At 34.6% G+C, this 21,288-nt stretch carries 18 protein-coding genes and 1 other RNA gene; 17 read left to right on the forward strand and 2 right to left on the reverse strand.

Annotation, left to right across the window (positions count from 1 at the left end):
- Window position 1: 1 nt before the first annotated feature.
- From JQ841_RS05445 to JQ841_RS05490, 10 genes are all read left to right on the forward strand, one after another.
- Window positions 2-1,006, forward strand: coding sequence for a glycosyltransferase family 2 protein (locus tag JQ841_RS05445; RefSeq protein WP_203180354.1), 1,005 nt, complete (start codon window positions 2-4; stop codon window positions 1,004-1,006).
- Complete coding sequence (locus JQ841_RS05450; RefSeq protein ID WP_203180355.1) at window positions 996-1,949, forward strand: glycosyltransferase family 2 protein; 954 nt, start codon at window positions 996-998, stop codon at window positions 1,947-1,949. Before JQ841_RS05445 ends, JQ841_RS05450 begins: the two co-directional genes overlap by 11 nt.
- Before the next feature lie 141 nt (window positions 1,950-2,090).
- A complete protein-coding gene (locus JQ841_RS05455; protein WP_238395600.1) occupies window positions 2,091-3,227 on the forward strand; it encodes a hypothetical protein in 1,137 nt (378 codons plus the stop codon).
- A gap of 329 nt (window positions 3,228-3,556) precedes the next feature.
- Window positions 3,557-4,507: a beta-1,6-N-acetylglucosaminyltransferase gene (locus JQ841_RS05460; RefSeq protein WP_203180357.1), complete on the forward strand. Its 951-nt coding sequence runs from the start codon at window positions 3,557-3,559 to the stop codon at window positions 4,505-4,507.
- Between the two features lies 1 nt (window position 4,508).
- Window positions 4,509-5,504, forward strand: coding sequence for a glycosyltransferase family 2 protein (locus JQ841_RS05465; RefSeq protein ID WP_203180358.1), 996 nt, complete (start codon window positions 4,509-4,511; stop codon window positions 5,502-5,504).
- Window positions 5,470-6,354: a glycosyltransferase family A protein gene (locus JQ841_RS05470; RefSeq protein WP_203180359.1), complete on the forward strand. Its 885-nt coding sequence runs from the start codon at window positions 5,470-5,472 to the stop codon at window positions 6,352-6,354. Before JQ841_RS05465 ends, JQ841_RS05470 begins: the two co-directional genes overlap by 35 nt.
- 49 nt (window positions 6,355-6,403) lie before the next feature.
- Window positions 6,404-7,819, forward strand: coding sequence for a flippase (locus JQ841_RS05475; RefSeq protein WP_203180360.1), 1,416 nt, complete (start codon window positions 6,404-6,406; stop codon window positions 7,817-7,819).
- Between the two features lie 11 nt (window positions 7,820-7,830).
- Window positions 7,831-8,934, forward strand: a complete 1,104-nt coding sequence (glf, locus tag JQ841_RS05480) for a UDP-galactopyranose mutase (protein WP_203180361.1) — start codon at window positions 7,831-7,833, stop codon at window positions 8,932-8,934.
- Window positions 8,927-9,952, forward strand: a complete 1,026-nt coding sequence (locus tag JQ841_RS05485; RefSeq protein ID WP_203180362.1) for an acyltransferase family protein — start codon at window positions 8,927-8,929, stop codon at window positions 9,950-9,952. Before glf ends, JQ841_RS05485 begins: the two co-directional genes overlap by 8 nt.
- A gap of 157 nt (window positions 9,953-10,109) precedes the next feature.
- A complete protein-coding gene (locus tag JQ841_RS05490) occupies window positions 10,110-12,089 on the forward strand; it encodes a peptide ABC transporter substrate-binding protein (RefSeq protein WP_203180363.1) in 1,980 nt (659 codons plus the stop codon).
- A 141-nt stretch (window positions 12,090-12,230) separates the two neighbouring features.
- Here JQ841_RS05490 and pbp1a read toward each other — a convergent pair whose 3' ends face one another.
- Together pbp1a and recU are read right to left on the reverse strand one after the other, a co-directional pair.
- Window positions 12,231-14,414, reverse strand: coding sequence for a penicillin-binding protein PBP1A (pbp1a, locus tag JQ841_RS05495; RefSeq protein WP_203180364.1), 2,184 nt, complete (start codon window positions 14,412-14,414; stop codon window positions 12,231-12,233).
- Entirely contained in the window at window positions 14,411-15,007 is a 597-nt protein-coding gene (gene recU, locus JQ841_RS05500) for a Holliday junction resolvase RecU (protein ID WP_084927851.1), read from the reverse strand. Before recU ends, pbp1a begins: the two co-directional genes overlap by 4 nt.
- 66 nt (window positions 15,008-15,073) lie before the next feature.
- Between recU and JQ841_RS05505 the strand changes: the two genes are divergently transcribed.
- The 7 genes from JQ841_RS05505 (at window position 15,074) to JQ841_RS05535 (ending at window position 21,271) form a co-directional block, all read left to right on the forward strand.
- The gene (locus JQ841_RS05505; RefSeq protein WP_203180365.1) at window positions 15,074-15,601 is read left to right on the forward strand and encodes an SLOG family protein; all 528 of its coding nucleotides are present in this window, start codon (window positions 15,074-15,076) and stop codon (window positions 15,599-15,601) included.
- Between the two features lie 72 nt (window positions 15,602-15,673).
- Window positions 15,674-16,003: a cell division regulator GpsB gene (gene gpsB, locus JQ841_RS05510; protein ID WP_023946600.1), complete on the forward strand. Its 330-nt coding sequence runs from the start codon at window positions 15,674-15,676 to the stop codon at window positions 16,001-16,003.
- 20 nt (window positions 16,004-16,023) lie between these two features.
- Window positions 16,024-16,405, forward strand: an RNA gene (gene rnpB, locus JQ841_RS05515) — RNase P RNA component class B.
- Window positions 16,406-16,489: 84 nt separating this feature from the next.
- Window positions 16,490-17,647 carry a THUMP domain-containing class I SAM-dependent RNA methyltransferase gene (locus tag JQ841_RS05520; protein ID WP_023946598.1) on the forward strand — a complete coding sequence of 386 codons (1,158 nt, stop codon included), beginning with the start codon at window positions 16,490-16,492 and terminating at the stop codon, window positions 17,645-17,647.
- Between the two features lie 13 nt (window positions 17,648-17,660).
- Window positions 17,661-19,070: a cell division site-positioning protein MapZ gene (gene mapZ, locus JQ841_RS05525; protein WP_203180366.1), complete on the forward strand. Its 1,410-nt coding sequence runs from the start codon at window positions 17,661-17,663 to the stop codon at window positions 19,068-19,070.
- A 75-nt stretch (window positions 19,071-19,145) separates the two neighbouring features.
- A complete protein-coding gene (gene gndA / locus JQ841_RS05530) occupies window positions 19,146-20,570 on the forward strand; it encodes an NADP-dependent phosphogluconate dehydrogenase (RefSeq protein WP_000158778.1) in 1,425 nt (474 codons plus the stop codon).
- Window positions 20,571-20,581: 11 nt separating this feature from the next.
- Entirely contained in the window at window positions 20,582-21,271 is a 690-nt protein-coding gene (locus JQ841_RS05535) for a response regulator transcription factor (RefSeq protein ID WP_203180367.1), read from the forward strand.
- The last annotated feature ends 17 nt before the right edge of the window (window positions 21,272-21,288 follow it).

Raw genomic sequence — 21,288 nt, forward strand, 5'->3', positions numbered from 1 at the left:
AATGTACGATAAATTAGTGACAATCATAGTACCAATGTATAATATTGAACAATATATTACTAAGTGCATAGAATCATTTAAACAAGTAGATAAAAAATATTATGCGGATTTTGAAGTGATTGTTGTTAATGACGGTAGTACGGATAACTCACTTCAAGTTGTAGAAGAATTAATTACTAATAGTCACCTAAATATTAGAGTTGTTGATAAAGAAAATGGTGGACATGGGTCAACGATTAATGTTGGAATAAAAGAAGCTAAAGGAAAATTTTTTAAAGTCATAGACGGTGATGATTGGATTGATGTTCAATCTTTTGAAACGTTTTTAGAAAACTTAAGTAAGATTGATGTTGATATGATTATTACAAATTATACCGAACAACATATCTATAATCAGACTAAAAAGGAAATTACTTTTTCAGATAAATTAGAAAAAGATAGAGTTTATCATGGAATACCTTTTAGAAGAATCCCTATGCATGCAGTAACTTTTAAAACGGCTATTTTGAAAGAAAATAATATTCAGATTAGTGAGAAAATATTCTATGTAGATATGGAATATACATTGTTGCCATTAGGGTATGTTAATAGTTATATTTATTTCAACTTGAATATTTATCAATATTTTCTTGGTCGTCCGGATCAAAGTATGAATCTAAATATTATGAGACAAAAATCGAATCACCATGATAGAGTCACAAAAAGAATTTTGGAATATTATAAATTTATTCATTTAAATGATAAACTTGAGCCAGTTGTTAAGGTGGCAGTAAATTATTTAATTAACAAACAATGTCAGTTACATATATTGAATGACAATATTGAAGAGATTTATCAATTGTTTGATTATGCGTCACAATGTCAATTTAAATGGAAATATGATCCGAATCGCAAGACCACTTCCTTCATTTATATAAATTATAGATGTAAACGGATATTCGATTTTATTTTGTCCCCAATTATAAAAAGACAGCGAAAAGAATGGAGTATCATAAATGGATATTAGTGTTATTGTCCCTGTATATAATGCTGAAGATTATCTTCACTATGCAATGAAAAGTCTGTTGAAACAGACGTATAAAAATTTTGAAGTGATCCTTGTCGATGATGGTTCGACAGATAATTCAGGAAATTTATGCGATGAGTATGCACAAAAATATCATTTTATTCGTGCTTTTCATAAAATCAATGGAGGTTTATCTGATGCACGTAATTATGGTGTTGAACAAGCTCAAGGAGAATTTATTACATTTTTAGACGCTGATGATTATTTAGAATATGATGCTTTACAGTATTTATCAGATGTTCAAAAAGAGTATGATGTAGACATCGTGACTACTTTATTAAATCGTACATCTAAGTATCATGATACAGTTGAAAAATTGAATGTTGAAGTAAAGATTGTTGATAAATACGAAGCGTTAGAAGAAATTTTATATGATGTCAAAGCACAATCATATTCCTGTGGAAAATTGTATAGAAAAGATATTTTAATAAAAAGAAAGTTTCCTGTGGGAAGAATATATGAAGATTCCTACATAATATCAGAGCATGTTTATGAAGCAGAGAAAATAGCTCTATCATCGAATCGCATTTATCATTACATTGTTCGAAAAGGAAGTATCGTAAACAGTCCAGTAACAGAAAAAAAATTTGAATTTTTTGATGCATTAAGTCATACAAGAGAAATCATAAAAACTCTCTATAATAATGATCAAAACTTAATAAAAGCATTAGATGCAAAAACAGTCATAGGAGCGTTTCACTTAATTAATCGTGCAGAAAAAGATAAAAATATCTTAAATCGAATCAAGCGATTGACGAAAAAAATGTTTTTAAGTGTATTTCTAAATCCAAAGGTATCTAAAAAAAATAAAATAAAATATATTCTGTTTTTACTGAATCCTAACAAATATAATTATATGAGAAAGTTTATAAGGAGTAATTAGCAAATGTTTTTAGTTTTTATAGTGATTTTTTGCTTGTTTCTATTGTTCCCAATTTTAACAACTCCTTTTTTACTATTTCCAATAATGTATAGATTTAAGTATAGTCGGTATTATCTCTGCTTGTTTGTTTTAGGAATATCATTGATTGCTTTGAGATATATACCAAACTTTACTGATGATGGAGCCTATCATTTTAAGGCTGCATATCTGTACCAATTCTATGATAACATTTTTGACTGGTTTAAAAATTTGATGTTAAAAAACATTCCAACTGAATACGGATACTACAATTTTCCATTGTTTGCACTGTTGTTATATATATTTAGTAAAACTGGGACATATTCATTAATTAGTTTTACAGTCATTATGATTGTTTATTTCTTATATACTAAAATAATATATAATATTTATCAAAAATATAATATCTCTAAATTTTTATTTTTATTGTCTCTTTTGACAATGGTCGTGATAGTAAATGTACGGTATACAACTAGTGGAATGAGATATAGTTTAGCAGTTTCTATTTTAGTTTACTTATTTTACAAAGAAATTGATAATGGATTCAAATTAAATAAATCTATATTTTATTATTTAGTGCCAATATTCATTCATTCAGCCGCACTAATATTTGTAGCGCTTAGATTTATATTTCCTTGGTTAAAAGATGCGAATTTTTTCAAAAAGATAATGGTTCTATTATCTTTACCAATTTTTGCGCTCCTATCTCCATTGTTACAACTCTTTAATCTTGAATACCTTTCATTTTTATTAGAGAAGTTTGATTCTTATCAAAAAACAGAAATTTTTATAAAATTATTTAGTACATCTGATTTTATAAATGTATACCTAGGTGTTCTTATTTCTTTATTATATATTTTTTTGTATCATACGAGCTTTCGTTTTCATAAGAATCTTAATGTGAAACTTTATTTCTCTTTTGTACTATACATCTGTTTACTAACTTTATCAGTTTTACCTTTTTTAACCATACTAGATAGGTTTATTTGGTTTATATATCCTTTAGTAACTATTTCGATGGTTCTTCATGTCGCCAATGATAAAAGCAAAGCCGAAAAAATTAGATTTAAAGGATACAATAATTTACCATTTTATATAATTTTGAGTTTATGTTTTATTGGTGGTATGATTGGGAATAAGAAATTTTTTGATTTTTTAAGATTTGTAGATTTTAATACATTTGATATCTTAACTAAGAATGTATTTGAGTATTTTTCTGATTTACATCATTTTTCTATAAATGAGGTTAGAAGACGATAGAAATAGGTGTAATTTTATATTCAAATACAATAGGTTTTAATGAAGCCACAATTAAGAAATATATTTAAGATTAAAGAAATTATCCAATGGATGATTTTTCACAAGAATAATAAATTGAGAACGACTAAAGCATGAAATAATACTAGATGAATTGAGTAAAAAATATGAGTAACTCTTAAGAGGCAGTTGTATGTAATAGTAAAGTTTCTTTGATAGTAAAGAGGTAATGAGACTTAACAACAAAAAGTCAGCGTCTTTAGATACTGGCAAATAATTTACGAGAATAGTTCTGGTGCACACTGGAGGTTATATTTTAAAATAGGAGTTATATGAAGCAAGCATATTTAATTATTGCCCATAACAAAGTAGAACAATTAAAATTTTTACTTTCTTTATTAGATTATGAAAAACATGATATTTTTATTTTATTTGATAAAAAAGCTAAGATTAATGAAAAACAAAAGAATGAACTAAGTCAAATAGTAACGAAATCAAGTGTATTCTTTACAAGGGAGTTACCAATTTATTGGGGAGATTTTTCTTTGGTGGAGGCAGAGCTGGAACTCTTTGAAGCTGCAGCAAAACAAGAACAGTATAGTATGTATCATTTATTATCAGGAGTAGATTTACCTTTAGATACTGCAGAAAATATATATAACTTTTTCGATAGCAGAAAAGAATATAACTTTTTAACGATGGTTTCTGATGAATTATATATTCGAAATAAAGTATATGAGCGTGTAGCGTTTAAAACAATGTTTCCTCATATAACAGTAAGAACTGTAAATAATAATTTCTTACGGTCGGTTTTAAAAATTTATAGAAAATTTGAAGTTAAACTGCAAAGAATATTTAAAGTTGATTGTTTTAAAAAGTTTAATTTAGAATTGCAATATGCTTCTAATTGGTGTTCTCTTAACAAGGAGGCGGTAGATATACTGCTAGAAGAAAAGCAATTGATTACTCGTATTTTTAAGAATACCAAAGTAAATGACGAATTGTTTATTCCCACAATTTTACAGAAACATCAGTTATTGAATACAGTGTATTCTATAGAACCTACAAATGATAAGCCTACTGATTTTCAAGGTAATCTTCGCTATATTAATTGGTGGGATGGAAGTCCACATACATGGACTGATTCTTCTGATGATATTGATCAATTAAAACATGGTAAAGCTTTAGGTCATAAGTTTTCTAGAAAGTTTGATTTGGAAAAGTATCCAGAAATGACAGAATTAATAACAAAGATTATTCACATGAAAGCTGAGGAACTTTAATATGGAATGGAAGCCAAAAATTTCAATTATAGTACCCATTTATAATGTAGAAGATTACTTGAAGGAATGTTTAGATAGTATACAAAATCAGACCTTTACAGATTTTGAGTGTATTATGGTGAACGATGGATCAACAGATTCTTCTAAAGAAATTGCTGAACAATATTTAGAGGATGAACGCTTTTACTTAATCAATCAAAATAATGCAGGACAAAGTGTAGCAAGAAACAGAGCTATAAATTTAGCTAAAGGAGAATTTGTTTGTTTTGTCGATAGTGATGATATGATTCATCCTCGATTATTAGAATTTTTAGTAGCTTATATCCAAGAGGATGTAGATATAGTAGAAGCTGATTTTACAGATAATCTAGATGTTTTTAGAGAAGAAAAGTGTTCTAATGTTCAAATTTCTTTTGAGGGATACGGAGAGGAAGTTTTAAAAGCTTGTATTGATACTTGGGCTATTACGCATCAACCTGTAGCAAAACTCATTCGAAAATCGCTAATTGAAAATGTGTTGTTTCCTGAAAATTTAATTTACGAAGATTTATATACTGGAATAGCTTTATTTAAGAAAATCCGTAAAGCAGTAAAATTAGATTTTTACGGATATTATTATCGACCAAATCCATTAGGAACGATGCAGGGGAGTTCAGTAGAAAAGCAATTAGATATCTTTCCAATATGTGAATTATTAGAGGACTATTATTCAGATAAACAAGAATATATGTATTATATTCATACCGTTATTTTTCATCATATTGCACAAAGGTATATGGCAATCAAAAAACAGACCAATCAGTATGATCATAAATTTCATCAATGGTTAGAAAAATATTCAAAACATGCCTATCCAAATGATCATTATTTAAAAACTTATAAATTATATCCTTCAAAATTTTTCCATATTAAAAGTGCAGAACAATTTTTTAAAAAAATATTGCGGAAGGTGAAAAAATACATTGGAAAAAATAGCAATAATAGTACCAATTTATAATGTTGAAAATTATTTAAGGCAATGTTTAGATAGTATACAGAAACAAACGTATACTAATTTTATTTGTATCATGATTAATGATGGTTCAACGGATTCTTCAAAAGAAATTGCTGAAACATATTTAGTAGATGATCGTTTTGTGTTAATAAATCAAGAGAATCAAGGATTAAGTGGTGCTAGAAATCGAGGGATTGAATTTCTACTCAAAGAGTTAGAGAAAAAAGAGGATATAAATTTTGTTTCATTTGTGGATAGTGACGATGTTTTGGCATTTAATTTTTTAGAAGACTTAATCAAACATATTGAGGATGATATTGATATTGTGGAAGCAAACGTAGCTACGATTATTGAGCATGAACAGCCTACTTTTTCAAGTTCAGATGAAGATGAATTTATCTTAGAAACTATTGAAGAAAAATTAAAATGTACACTTAACCGAAGAATCAGAGTTTCTGTTTTTCCAAGATTAATTCGTGTAAGATTATTATCTGAAAAATTTTTCCCTCAAGGCAAAATTTATGAAGATTTAGCAGTGATGCCCGATTTAATTATGTTATCAAAAAAATGGAAGAAAATTCCTGTTGAACTTTATGGATATCGAGTTCGACCAAATTCAATTACAACGGCAAAATTTTCTATGAAAAAAATGGATGTATTTTCAATTGTATCGTATTTTAGAAAATATTTTAAAAATGAATCTAAAAATATAAAATTCATAGTGGAAGAAATTTGTTTGTCTCACCTAAAGTGGCATAATGATACTTCGATTCCGAGGAAACATTTTGTAAAAATAATATTTAAATATCATATGTTGAAAAGTAGAATAAAGTTACGTTTAGGATTGTTTTAGAAATTTAATATACTAGATTGAAACCAAAGGAGGAAATGTTAATAATAAAATGAAAGTTATAAAAAATTATATTTATAATTTTTCCAATCAGATTTTGATGTTGATCTTACCTTTTATTACAACACCATATGTAACAAGAGTATTTACTAGTTCTGAATTAGGAAGTTATGGATATTATAATTCAATTGTTTCATATTTTGCTTTATTAGCAACATTAGGAATAGGGAATTATGCAGTAAAAGAAATTTCTTCTAATTCCTCTAATCGTTCTAAGGTGTTTTGGGAAATATATAGTCTTCAATTAGTATTTTCTTTTATATCACTTGGCTTATACATTTTACTATGTCTTGTAAATAATTCTTTCCATAATGTAATTGCATATATTCTTGGAATCACATTGTTATCAAGATTTATTGATATATCATGGTTATTCCAAGGAGTCGAAGATTTTCGTTCACTTACATTTCGAAGTGTGATGATTAAATTAATTGGAGTAGTCTCTATCTTTATATTTATTAAAGAAGAATCTGATTTATATTTATATATTTTCTTAATTGTTTTTTATGAGCTATTAGGTCAAGTAATAATGTGGATTCCAGCAAGAAATTGGTTACAAAAACCAGTATTTTCTATGAAAGATAGTATAAAGCATCTAAACTCTGTATTTATTTTATTTATTCCTCAAGTGGCAATTTCTTTATATGCCTTGTTCGATCGTACCTTACTGGGTGCATTAGTTTCTACAAGAGATGTTGGGATTTTTGAACAAGGAAATAAATTAATTAATCTATTATTGGTAGTTGTTACAACACTTAGTGGAGTAATTTTGCCACATGTTTCCAATTTGATTTCACAGGGTAAAAAGGAAAAAGTAAATCAATTTTATGAATTTTCATTTTTAGTTTATAATACAGTAATTTTTCCACTTATTGCAGGAATGTTAATTGTGAATGATAATTTTGTTCAATTTTTCTTAGGAAGTGAATTTCAAGATGCTAAATATGCCATTATGATTATGGTATGGAAAATGTTCTTTATTGGATGGACGAATATTATGGGGATTCAAATTTTGATTCCACATAATAAACACAAAGAATTTATGGTCTCGACTACGATTCCAGCATTTTTCAGTATTGCCTGTAATCTAGTATTGATTCCACATTTAGGCTATATTGGTGCAGCAATTACTTCTGTACTGACAGAAAGCGTAGTGTGGTGCATTCAATTGTATTATACACGAACTTATCTGAAGGAAGTTCCAATTCTTAGAAATATGTTTAAGATTGTTTTAGCGTCTGTGATGATGTATGGTTCGTTGTCTTTGCTGAAACCTGTTTTAATATTTACTCCCGCTCTAAATGTTTTAGTATATGTAATCATCGGCGGGATAATATATTTAACCATTATTTTATCACTTAAAGTTATCAATCTTGCAGAATTGAGACAACAGTTTGTTAAAAAATAAAAGGAGAAAAAATGTACGATTATCTTATCGTTGGTGCTGGATTGTCAGGTGCAATCTTTGCTCATGAAGCAACAAAACAAGGAAAAAAAGTAAAAGTAATAGATAAACGTGACCACATTGGTGGGAACATCTATTGTGAGAACGTTGAAGAAATCAATGTTCACAAATACGGTGCGCATATCTTCCACACTTCTAACAAAGAAGTTTGGGATTATGTGAATCAGTTTGCTGAGTTTAACAACTACATTAACTCACCAGTAGCAAACTACAAAGGTAAATTATACAATCTACCTTTCAATATGAACACTTTCTATGGATTATGGGGAACTAAGACTCCTGCAGAAGTAAAAGCGAAAATCGCAGAACAAACAGCTCATCTGCAAGATAGTGAACCTAAAAATTTAGAAGAACAAGCTATAAAACTTATTGGAACTGATGTGTATGAAACTTTAATTAAAGGTTATACAGAAAAACAATGGGGACGTAGTGCAACTGAACTACCACCATTTATCATTAAACGTCTTCCAGTCCGTTTTACATTTGATAACAACTACTTCAACGATAGATACCAAGGTATTCCAATCGGTGGATATAATGTTATTATCGAAAACATGTTAAAAGGTATTGAAGTAGAATTAAATGTAGATTTCTTCGAAAATCGTGAAGAGTTAGAAGCAAGTGCGAAAAAAGTTGTATTCACAGGAATGATTGATCAATACTTCGATTATAAACATGGAGAATTAGAATACAGAAGTCTTCGTTTTGAACACGAAGTACTAGATGAAGAAAACTACCAAGGTAATGCTGTAGTAAACTACACAGAACGTGAAGTTCCTTATACTCGTATTATCGAGCACAAACACTTCGAAAAAGGTACTCAAGAAAAAACAGTTATTACACGTGAATATTCAGTAGATTGGAAACGTGGAGATGAACCATACTACCCGATCAACGACGCTAAAAATAATGAAATGTATCAAAAATATTTAGAAGAAGCAAAAGGTAAAGATGTTATCTTCTGTGGTCGTCTTGCAGATTATAAATATTATGATATGCACGTAGCAATCGAAAGAGCTCTTAATGTAGTAAGAGAAGAATTAGGTAATAATGACTAAAAATAGAATAAACTGGATAGATTTTGGGAAAGGGTTCGCAATATTTCTAGTAGTCATAGGTCATGTATTTACTGGTTTATTTGATTCTGGGAAATTTACAAGTGATGCCAAATGGTTATCCATAGTTATTGCATTTATATATGTTTTTCATATTCCAGTATTCTTTGCTTTATCAGGATATTTTTTCAAATCTGTAGAGAATTTTAAAGAATATTATTATTATATGAAGAAGAAAACGATAGTATTAGGATTACCGTATATATTTTATTCTATAATTCATTATGTATTACAGAAAATGGCGGGAGGATCGGTACGTGTTCCCACTACATTGTTTAATTTGATAAATATTTATAAAGAACCATTAGGAGTTGTATGGTATTTGTATACATTATGGGCACTATATTTAGTATACGGATTTTTATCAATATTTATAAAGAACAAAAACCATCTTTTTATGATTAGTATACTCGGATATATAATTACATTAGTATATATGTCAGAAATATTTTTTATAAAAAAAGTTCTAGCATGGGGAGTAATTTTCATGTTGGGTTCTGTATTAAAAACAGTTAAATTTAATGATATTAGATTTAGAAACATAATTCTACTAGGAATCATATTTAATGTCGTATATATTTATATAATGTATATTTCATTTAATGTAGATGGTAAAATAATAACGGACTATAACTATCCTAGATGGTGGATTATTGGATACACAGGTAATGTTATCTTATCATTTATAATTTTTCCAAAAATAGAAAAAATATCCCAAAATATTTTTAGGTATTTTAGTAAACATGGGGAAATTAGTATAGGGATTCTAATTTTCCATTCACCCATTAGTAGTATGATAAGAATAGTATTATTAAAAATAGGAATTGGTTCTGTTTTTCTTCATATTGTTATTGGTATTGTCTTGAGCTGGTATTTATCAATACTTGCAACCAATGTATTGAAGAAAATCCCATTATTGAATATTGTTTTACTACCACAGAGATATATTAAACTAAAATGATCATTCCTCGACTACCTAATGTAGTTGAGGTTTTTTTGTTATTATTCATATTTTTGCAAACAAAATGTTTAAAAAATAATTTTCAAAAATTCTGAAAATTCTGTTGACAATGTTTGAAAAAGGGTCTATAATGGATAGAAAAACAAAGGAGAATACTATGAAAACAAGGAAAGTATTGGCTCTTGCGGGAGTAACTTTATTGGCTGCAGGTATCTTAGCGGCTTGTTCTGGTGGTTCTGGTGCTAAAGGTGAGCAGACTTTTGCATTTACCTATGAGACAGACCCAGATAATCTCAACTACTTGACAACCAGCAAGGCAGCTACTTCAAACATTACTAGTAACGTCATTGATGGCTTGCTTGAAAATGACCGTTATGGGAATCTTGTTCCCTCTATGGCAGAGGACTGGTCAGTTTCTAAAGATGGTTTGACCTATACTTATAAGATTCGTCAGGATGCCAAGTGGTACACATCTGAAGGTGAAGAATATGCTCCTGTCAAGGCTCAAGACTTTGTAACAGGTCTTAAATATGCAACAGATAAGAAATCACAAGCTCTTTACTTGGTACAAGATTCGATCAAAGGTCTGGATGCTTATGCTAAAGGGGAAGTTAAAGACTTCTCTCAAGTCGGGATTAAAGCCCTTGACGATCAAACAGTCCAATACACTTTGAACAAACCTGAAAGTTTTTGGAATTCTAAAACAACAATGGGTGTGCTTGCGCCACTCAATGAAGAGTTTTTGAACTCAAAAGGGGATGATTTTGCCAAAGCAACAGATCCAAGCAGTATCTTGTACAATGGTCCTTATTTGCTGAAATCTATTGTGGCTAAATCTTCCGTTGAATTTGCGAAAAATCCGAACTACTGGGATAAGGACAATGTTCATGTTGATAAGATAAAATTGTCATTCTGGGATGGTCAAGATACCAGCAAACCTGCAGAAAACTTTAAAGATGGTAGTCTTACAGCAGCCCGCCTCTATCCAACAAGTGCAAGTTTCGCAGAACTTGAAAAAACGATGAAGGACAATATTGTCTATACCCAACAAGACTCTACGACTTATCTAGTTGGTACAAATATTGACCGCCAGTCTTACAAATATACTTCTAAGACTAGTGACGAACAAAAGACCTCTACTAAAAAGGCTCTCTTAAACAAGGATTTCCGCCAAGCTATTGCTTTTGGTTTTGATCGTACGGCTTATGCTTCACAAGTGAACGGTGCCAGTGGTGCAAGCAAAATTTTGCGTAATCTTTTTGTACCACCAACATTTGTCCAAGCAGATGGGAAAAACTTTGGCGATATGGTCAAAGAAAAATTGGTGACTTATGGGGATGAATGGAAGGATGTTAATCTTGCTGATGCACAAGATGGTCTTTACAATCCAGAGAAAGCCAAGGCAGAATTTGCTAAAGCCAAATCAGCTCTACAAGCTGAGGGAGTGCAATTCCCAATTCACCTAGATATGCCTGTTGATCAGACAGCAACTACAAAAGTTCAACGTGTTCAATCTTTCAAACAATCGGTTGAAGAAACCTTGGGTACAGATAATGTCGTAATTGATATTCAACAACTACAAAAAGATGAAGTCTTGAATATTACCTACTTTGCTGAAACAGCAGCTGGGGAAGATTGGGATATTTCAGATAATGTTGGTTGGTCTCCAGACTTTGCGGATCCATCTACTTACCTCGATATTATCAAACCATCAGTTGGTGAAAACACTAAAACCTACTTTGGCTTTGATTCTGGTACAGATAATGCTGCAGCTAAGAAGGTTGGTCTGAACGACTATGAGAAATTGGTAACTGAAGCTGGAAATGAGACAATAGATGTAGCAAAACGTTATGATAAGTATGCTACAGCCCAAGCTTGGTTGACAGATAGTGCCTTGATTATTCCAACAACATCACTCACTGGTCGCCCAATCTTGTCTAAGATGGTACCATTTACGATGCCGTTTGCCTTCTCTGGTAACAAGGGGACAAGCGATCCGCTCCTATACAAATACTTGGAACTTCAAGACAAGGCAGTCACTGTGGATGAATACCAAAAAGCTCAAGATAAATGGATGAAAGAAAAAGAAGAATCCAATAAAAAAGCGCAAGAAGAACTTGCAAAACATGTGAAATAAGATAAAAAAGAAGTTAGTTATTCGCTAACTTCTTTTGGTTTATCGAAAATGAATTGGTGTAGATCTTCGCTTTTAGATATGATAGGTCCTATTTTGTTGAAGAAAAATCCTGAGTTTTTATTCTCAGGATTTTCTTTCATCTCACTGTTGTGGTTGTTGAACTTGTGGATTTTGTGGTGCTGGTTGTACTGGTTGCGTTGGCTGAACAGCCTGACCAGCTTGTCCTTGATTAGGGTCAGTTGCTGGAGCATTATTTGGTTGTTGACCAACCGTCGTACTTGCCTGTGTAGTTGAACTTTCAGCGGTTGTGCTTGGAGTTTCTACTGTTTGCGTTTGTTGTGTAGATGAATTATTCCAGGTGTTCTTCGCGTTGTTTTGGAAGACGAATTCTCCATTTCGATACAAGCCATCTGGCATTGTCCAGTCTCCAGGATGGTCATCTTCTGATAGATAGGATATCATTGAGCGATAAACCTTAGCAGCAACTAGGAAACCATCTCCAATGATTGGAGTTAAACGATTTGAGTAACCAGTCCATACAGCCATAGAATACTTACGAGTATAACCTACAAACATTTCATCTGGAGCTACGTAGCCAGTGTTCTTGATATACTTTTCAATTTCGTCGTCAGTATAGTTAGAAGTACCTGTCTTACCTGCTTGTGGAAGCCATGGTAGGTAAGCACCACGTCCGGTACCGTATACTAGGACTGTTTTCATCATTTCAGTCATCATATAGGCAGTAGTTTCTTTCATAGCTCGTGTGCCGGCATCAGAAAATTCTTTTTCACTACCGTCACTAAAGACGATTTTATTGATATACATTGGTTTGTGGTAAATACCACCATTAGCAAAGGCGGCATAAGCAGCAGCCATTTTTTCACTACTTGCACCGTACTGTTTGTTAGATTCTGTTGTATTACTTGAAATAGCGTTAGCATAGTGTATGCTTGGGTAATCAATACCTAAGCCATTTAGGAAGGTTTTAGCCTTATCTAGACCGACCTTATTCAAAGTCTCAACGGCTGTGACATTTCGTGATTGTTGAAGAGCATATTGAACAGTAATGTTTCCAAAGTAGCCATGATCCCAGTTGTAGACTGGAGTGTCAGTACCAGGATAGTTATAAGGGACATCATGTACAATAGATGCAGTAGAGTCATAGACTCCATATTCTAAAGCGGGAGCATAGTCAGTGATTGGTTTCATAGTAGAACCCCAGTCACGGTTGGTTTCAACGGCTTGGTTGATTCCGAAAGATACATTACTTGATTGGTGACGGGCACCTAGCTGAGCAATGACTTTACCATTTGTTACATCCACTATAGTGGATGCTACTTGAAGTTCATCATCTGGATAAGCAACGTACTCATCTGTATTGTAAACATCCCAAAGTCTCTGTTGAACATTTTTGTCGACATTAGTATAGACTTCCATACCTGTGGTAAGAAGGTTGTAGCCCGTTTCTTGTTCGACTTGGTCGATTACTTCTTTGAGGTAGTTGTCCATATAGGCTGGGTAACTATTGGCTGACTTCAAGCTCTGAAGACCGTCAGTGATAGGCGTATTAATAGCTTTTTCGTAATCTCCTGCACTGATATATTTCTGTCCCTTCATTTCTGAAAGTACCAAGTTACGACGCTCTAGAGCAGCTTCTGGGTGGGAATATGGATCATATTGATTTGGTGCTTGAGGCATTCCAGCTAAGAGTGCTAACTGTGGCAGGCTTAAATCCTTCAAGTCTTTTCCATAGTAATTTTCGGCTGCGGTTTGCATTCCATAGTTCCCGTTAGACATGTAGACTTTGTTGATGTAGTAGGTCAGGATTTCTTGTTTGGTTGCTTTTTGTTCTAATTGAACGGCTAGCCAAGCCTCCTGTGCTTTACGTGATATGGTTTGGTCAGCAGTTGATGTAGAGAAATAAGTTAATTTAATTAATTGCTGGGTTAAGGTTGAAGCCCCTTGGAGCCCCCCTCTTCCTTGGAGATTTCGCAATGCTGCCCCCATGATACGAATGGTATCGACACCTCTATGATCAAAGAAACGGTGGTCTTCTATGGACACGATAGCTTTGACTAGATCAGTAGGAATTTCATTGGCTTGAGCATTTACGCGACGTTCAGATCCAAGGTCAGCAATCAGTTCGTTTTTATTGTCATAAATCTTGCTAGAGGTTGTCGCAACTAATTTACTTTCAGATAAGGCTGGGGCCTTGCTAACAAAGTAGAGGAAAAGACCTCCACCTAATAGAAATAGTGCGATAAATAAGGTGAGGAATGTAATTCCAATATACTTTAAGAACCGCAGAATAGTTTGTTTATTCATCTTGTTTTACCACCTAGTAAATGTTCTTTGATAATATCGAGATAGGGAATTTGAGGGAAAGCTCCTTGCTCAACCAAATATCCATATTCTTGAATATATCCAAGTGGCATTGATTTCTGCCCCTTATCTTGATGATAAAAGCGAATTAAATCAAGTGCCGGCAACAAATAAGTTTCTTGTTGAGAAGAAAAATGAAGCAGTACGAAGCAAATGCCCTGCTGTTCTAGAACTTGTTCCATATGTTGAATCTGGTGAAGATGGAAGTTCTTCATTGGGATAGCATTCTTTTGTCGCGTTTCTTTAGCTTCAAAGTCAATGTAATATCCTCTATACACGCCAGAGTAATCTGTTGTGGAAGCTTGTCTAAAATAGGCTTCTACAATTTTGGCCCGACTACGTTGAGGATAGTCTACTCGAACGATCTGAACAGGCGTTGGCTTTTTATGGATAACTGCCATGCCATGCGTTAGATAGTAGTCGTTGGTAGCGTTAATCATCTTTTCAAAAGTCATTCCTCGATTTGCGAAATTTTTTGGTTGAGAAATGGATGTTTGGCTTTTTTTCGATGAAATTTTATGAGGATAGTTGACCATATTTCTCCTTATTGGTACAATAACATCACTCTATTATACCATAAAAATAGAAAGAAAGGTGTAAAAATGACTACAGCTTTAATTATGGGATATTCTAATTTTGACTTGGGTTTGTTTAATGAAAAAGATATCAGGTTGAAAGTGATAAAGAAAGCTATTCGTCGTGATTTAGAATGTTTAGCAGAAGAAGGGATTAAATGGCTGGTCTTTACAGGGAACTTGGGATTTGAATCTTGGGTGCTTGATGTCGCAAATGAAATGAAAGAAGAATATGATTTCAACCTAGCAACCATTTTTGATTTTGAAACGCACGGGGAAAATTGGAATGAAGCGAATCAGCTTAAACTTAGCCAATTTAAGCAGGTAGATTTTGTCAAATATGCCTATCCTAAATATGAACATATGGGGCAACTACGAGACTACCAACGATTTTTGCTGGAAAACACTGATTTAGCTTATTTTTTCTATGATTCAGAAAATGAGACCAAATTAAAATTTATAGACAATTTGATGAAAAATCAGGAAGGTTATCGCATAAAAAGGTTAACGTTTGAAGACTTAAATGAGCTAGTAGAAAATTTTTCTGAAAAGTAAGCCTTTGACCTTGATTTTTGTTTGCCTTTTTTTATATAATAATACTATTAGAAACCGAGAATGGAGAGAGAGATGGCAGGTATTATTTTTTCAGCGAAAGATATTTTCGAGCAAGAGTTTGGACGTGAAGTCCGTGGGTATAGTAAGGTTGAAGTTGATGAATTTTTGGACGATGTCATCAAGGACTATGAAACTTATGCTGCCTTAGTCAAGTCTCTCCGTCAAGAAATTGCAGAGTTGAAGGAAGAATTGTCTCGCAAACCTGAATCTGCACCGGTTCAAGCAGAACCACTTGAAATGACAGCAACAACTTCTATGACGAATTTTGATATTTTAAAACGTCTAAATCGTCTTGAGAAAGAAGTATTTGGTAAACAAATTTTGGATAACTCTGATTTATAAGAGCTTATTTGAAAAGTGCAATTTTTGGATAATCGCGTGAGGAGAATTTCTTTTCATGAGGAAAGTCCATGCTAGCACAGGCTGTGATGCCTGTAGTGTTTGTGCTAGGCGAAACCATAAGCCTAGGGACGAGAAATCGTTACGGCAGTCGAAATGGCTAAGTCCTTGGATAGGTCAGAGTAGGCTTGAAAGTGCCACAGTGACGGAGTCTTTCTGGAAACAGAGAGAGTGGAACGCGGTAAACCCCTCAAGCTAGCAACCCAAATTTCGGTCGGGGCATGGAGTACACGGAAACGAACGTAGTACTCTGACTGCTATCAGCTGTAAGTTGTTAGTGGTAGACAGATGATTATCGAAGGAAGTGGTCCTAGTCACTTCTGGAACAAAACATGGCTTATAGAAAATTGCATATAGGTTGGGGCTGAGAAAACTTTCTCAACCTCATTTTTTAAAGTGGACATATAGAAAGGTCTTATAAGACTGAAAATGAAAAAAGAATTTAATTTAATCGCTACTGCTGCAGCAGGTCTTGAAGCTGTTGTTGGACGAGAAGTGCGAGAGTTGGGCTACGATTGTCAGGTTGAAAACGGCCGTGTTCGTTTTCAAGGAGATGCGAAAGCCATCATCGAAACCAACCTCTGGCTTCGAGCGGCAGACCGTATCAAGATTATCGTAGGAACTTTCCCAGCTAAGACTTTTGAAGAGCTGTTTCAGGGAGTTTTCGCTCTAGATTGGGAAAATTATTTACCACTTGGAGCTCGTTTTCCGATTTCGAAAGCCAAATGTGTTAAATCTAAACTACACAATGAACCCAGTGTTCAGGCTATTTCAAAGAAGGCCGTTGTCAAGAAATTGCAGAAACACTACGCCCGCCCAGAAGGTGTTCCTCTGATGGAGAATGGTCCAGAGTTTAAGATTGAGGTTTCTATTCTGAAAGACATAGCAACTGTCATGATTGATACGACAGGCTCCAGTCTCTTTAAACGTGGCTATCGTACGGAAAAAGGTGGTGCCCCTATCAAGGAAAATATGGCGGCAGCCATTTTGCAACTCTCTAACTGGTATCCAGACAAGCCCTTGATTGATCCGACCTGTGGTTCAGGAACTTTCTGTATAGAGGCAGTTATGATTGCTAGAAAGATGGCTCCTGGTCTTCGTCGTTCCTTTGCCTTTGAGGAGTGGAACTGGATTAGCGATCGCTTGATCCAAGAAGTGCGCACAGAGGCGGCTAAGAAAGTGGATCGTGAGCTGGAACTGGATATTATGGGATGTGATATCGATGCACGTATGGTGGAAATTGCTAAGGCCAATGCTCAGGCAGCAGGAGTTGCAGGAGATATTACCTTTAAGCAGATGCGCGTGCAGGATTTGCGTTCTGATAAAATAAATGGAGTGATTATCTCTAACCCACCTTATGGTGAACGCTTGTCAGATGATGCAGGAGTTACCAAGCTTTATGCTGAAATGGGTCAAGTATTTGCACCGCTGAAAACGTGGAGCAAGTTTATCTTAACCAGTGATGAAGCCTTTGAGACCAAGTACGGTAGTCAGGCGGATAAGAAACGTAAGTTGTACAATGGAACCTTGAAAGTGGATTTGTATCAATATTTTGGTCAGCGTGTAAAACGTCAGGAAGTAAAGTAGAAAGGAAAAACTCATGAGTAAGAAAAGACGAAATCGTCATAAAGCAGAACATCAAGAAGCGCAATTTGATTTTGATGATGCTAAAGAGCTAACAGTTGGAGAAGCCATGCGTAAAAATGAAGAGGTGGAAGCAGGGGTATTACCTGGAGATTCTATCTTAGACAAGTATGTGAAGCAACATAAAGATGAAATTGAGGCAGATAAGTTTGAAACGCGTCAGTTTAGCAAAGATGAATTAGTTGAAAAAGAAGAGGTAGAGGAGACTCAGACTCTGGATAATCTGCTTCAAGAGCTTCGTGAGGGAACAGGCGTAACTTCTCCAGCTCCTGAAGATGAATTGAGTCAGTTTGATGATTTAGAATTAACACGAGTTTCAGAAGCTCCTCTTGTCGAAGAATTTGAGACGGAAGAGATACCATTAGTTGGAGCGGAAGAGGCTCTCACACGTTCTCGAACTACGGATAGTGAAGATGGAAAAAGAAAGAAGAAATGGGTGGTTTATGGGATTCTAGCAGCCTTAGCGGTCCTTATCCTTGGAACAGGTTATTATATTTATCGTCAAGTGGCTCGTTCGACCAAGGAAATTCAGACTTCTCAATCAACCACAAACACGCAGTCAGAAGTGGAAGAATTTAATAATTTATACGATGCCTTCTATACAGATAGCAACAAAACGGCTCTGAAGAATAGCCAGTTTGATAAACTGAGCCAACTGAAAACCTTGCTTGATAAGCTAGAAGGTAGTCGCGAACATACCCTTGCCAAATCGAAGTATGATAGTCTAGCAACGCAAATTAAGGCCATTCAAGATGTCAATGCACAATTTGAAAAACCAGCTATTGTGGATGGTGTCTTGGATACTAACGCTAAAGCTAAATCAGATGCTAAATTTACAGATATTAAAACTGGAAATACGGAGCTTGATAAAGTTCTAGATAAGGCTATCAGTCTTGGTAAGAGCCAGCAAACAAGTGCTTCAAGCTCAAGTTCAAGTGAAACTAGCAGATCAAGCTCTAGTCAAGCAAGCGAAAATACTGCTAGTGAGACAAGCCCAAGTAGTTCAAATACTGCATCAACTGAAACGAGAAGTACCCGCAGTGAAGTCAATATGGGTGTATCAAGTGCAGGAGTTGCTGTTCAAAGAAGTGCGAGTCGTGTTTCTTATAACCAGTCTGCTATTGATGATAGCAATAATTCTGCCTGGGATTTCGCGGATGGTGTCTTAGAACAAATTCTAGCGACTTCACGTTCACGTGGTTATATCACTGGTAACCAATACATCCTTGAACGTGTCAATATCGTTAATGGTAATGGTTATTACAACCTCTACAAGCCAGATGGAACCTATCTCTTTACCCTTAACTGTAAGACAGGATACTTTGTTGGAAATGGTTCTGGACATGCGGATGACTTGGACTACTAAGCAGTCGTTACAAAATTCTTTCTTTTCAAAAGTAAAAATGATAAAATAAAACAAATTAAACAAGAGGAGTGTCAAATGACAAAAGCTAACTTTGGTGTTGTTGGTATGGCCGTAATGGGTCGTAACCTTGCACTTAATATTGAATCTCGTGGTTACACAGTTGCTATCTACAACCGTAGTAAAGAAAAAACTGAAGATGTAATTGCTTGCCATCCTGAAAAGAACTTTGTACCAAGCTATGACGTTGAAAGTTTTGTAAACTCAATCGAAAAACCTCGTCGTATCATGCTGATGGTTCAAGCTGGACCTGGTACAGATGCTACTATCCAAGCCCTTCTTCCACACCTTGATAAGGGTGACATCTTGATCGACGGAGGAAACACTTTCTACAAAGATACTATCCGTCGTAATGAAGAATTGGCAAACTCAGGTATCAACTTTATCGGTACTGGGGTTTCTGGTGGTGAAAAAGGTGCCCTTGAAGGTCCTTCTATCATGCCTGGTGGACAAAAAGAAGCCTACGAATTGGTTGCAGATGTTCTCGAAGAAATCTCAGCTAAAGCACCAGAAGATGGCAAACCATGTGTGACTTACATCGGTCCTGATGGAGCTGGTCACTATGTAAAAATGGTCCACAACGGTATTGAGTATGGGGATATGCAATTGATCGCAGAAAGCTATGACTTGATGCAACACTTGCTTGGCCTTTCTGCAGAAGACATGGCTGAAATCTTTACTGAGTGGAACAAGGGTGAATTGGACAGCTACTTGATTGAAATCACAGCTGATATCTTGAGCCGTAAAGACGATGAAGGCCAAGACGGACCAATCGTAGACTACATCCTTGACGCTGCAGGTAACAAGGGAACTGGTAAATGGACTAGCCAATCATCACTTGACCTTGGTGTGCCATTGTCACTCATCACTGAGTCAGTATTTGCACGTTACATTTCAACTTATAAAGAAGAACGTGTGCATGCTAGCAAGGTTCTTCCAAAACCAGCTGCCTTCAAATTTGAAGGAGACAAGGCTGAGTTGATTGAAAAAATCCGTCAAGCCCTTTACTTCTCAAAAATCATTTCATACGCACAAGGTTTTGCTCAATTGCGTGTAGCTTCTAAAGAAAACAACTGGAACTTGCCATTTGCAGACATCGCATCTATCTGGCGTGATGGCTGTATCATCCGTTCTCGTTTCTTGCAAAAGATTACAGATGCTTACAACCGTGATGCAGATCTTGCTAACCTTCTTTTGGATGAGTACTTCTTGGATGTTACTGCTAAGTACCAACAAGCAGTGCGCGATATCGTAGCTCTTGCTGTTCAAGCTGGTGTACCAGTACCAACCTTCTCAGCAGCTATTACTTACTTTGATAGCTACCGTTCAGCAGACCTTCCTGCTAACTTGATCCAAGCGCAACGTGACTACTTTGGTGCCCACACTTACCAACGTAAAGACAAAGAAGGAACATTCCACTACTCTTGGTATGACGAAAAATAAGTAGGTCTGCCATGGGGAAACGGATTTTATTACTTGAGAAAGAAAGAAATCTAGCTCATTTTTTAAGTTTGGAACTCCAAAAAGAGCAATACCGAGTTGATCAGGTTGAGGAGGGGCAAAAAGCCCTCTCCATGGCTCTTCAGACAGACTATGACTTGATTTTATTGAATGCTCGTCTGGGGGATATGACAGCCCAGGATTTTGCAGACAAGCTGAGTCGGACTAAGCCAGCTTCAGTTATTATGGTCTTGGACCATCGTGAAGAATTGCAAGACCAGCTTGAGACAATCCAACGCTTTGCCGTTTCTTACATCTATAAGCCAGTAATCATTGATAATCTGGTAGCTCGTATTTCAGCGATTTTCCGAGGTCGGGACTTTATCGACCAACACTGTAGTCAGATGAAGGTTCCAACGTCTTACCGCAATCTGCGTATGGATGTGGAGCATCATACCGTTTATCGTGGCGAGGAGATGATTGCTCTGACTCGTCGTGAGTATGACCTCTTGGCTACTCTTATGGGAAGCAAGAAAGTTCTGACTCGTGAGCAGTTGTTGGAAAGTGTCTGGAAGTATGAAAGTGCGACCGAAACCAATATCGTGGATGTCTATATCCGTTATCTACGTAGCAAGCTGGATGTAAAAGGTCAGAAAAGCTACATTAAAACCGTGCGTGGTGTCGGTTACACCATGCAAGAATAGAAAAGCAGTTGCAGTTA

The organism is Streptococcus mitis, assembly GCF_905187535.1.
GTDB lineage: Bacteria > Bacillota > Bacilli > Lactobacillales > Streptococcaceae > Streptococcus > Streptococcus mitis_BS.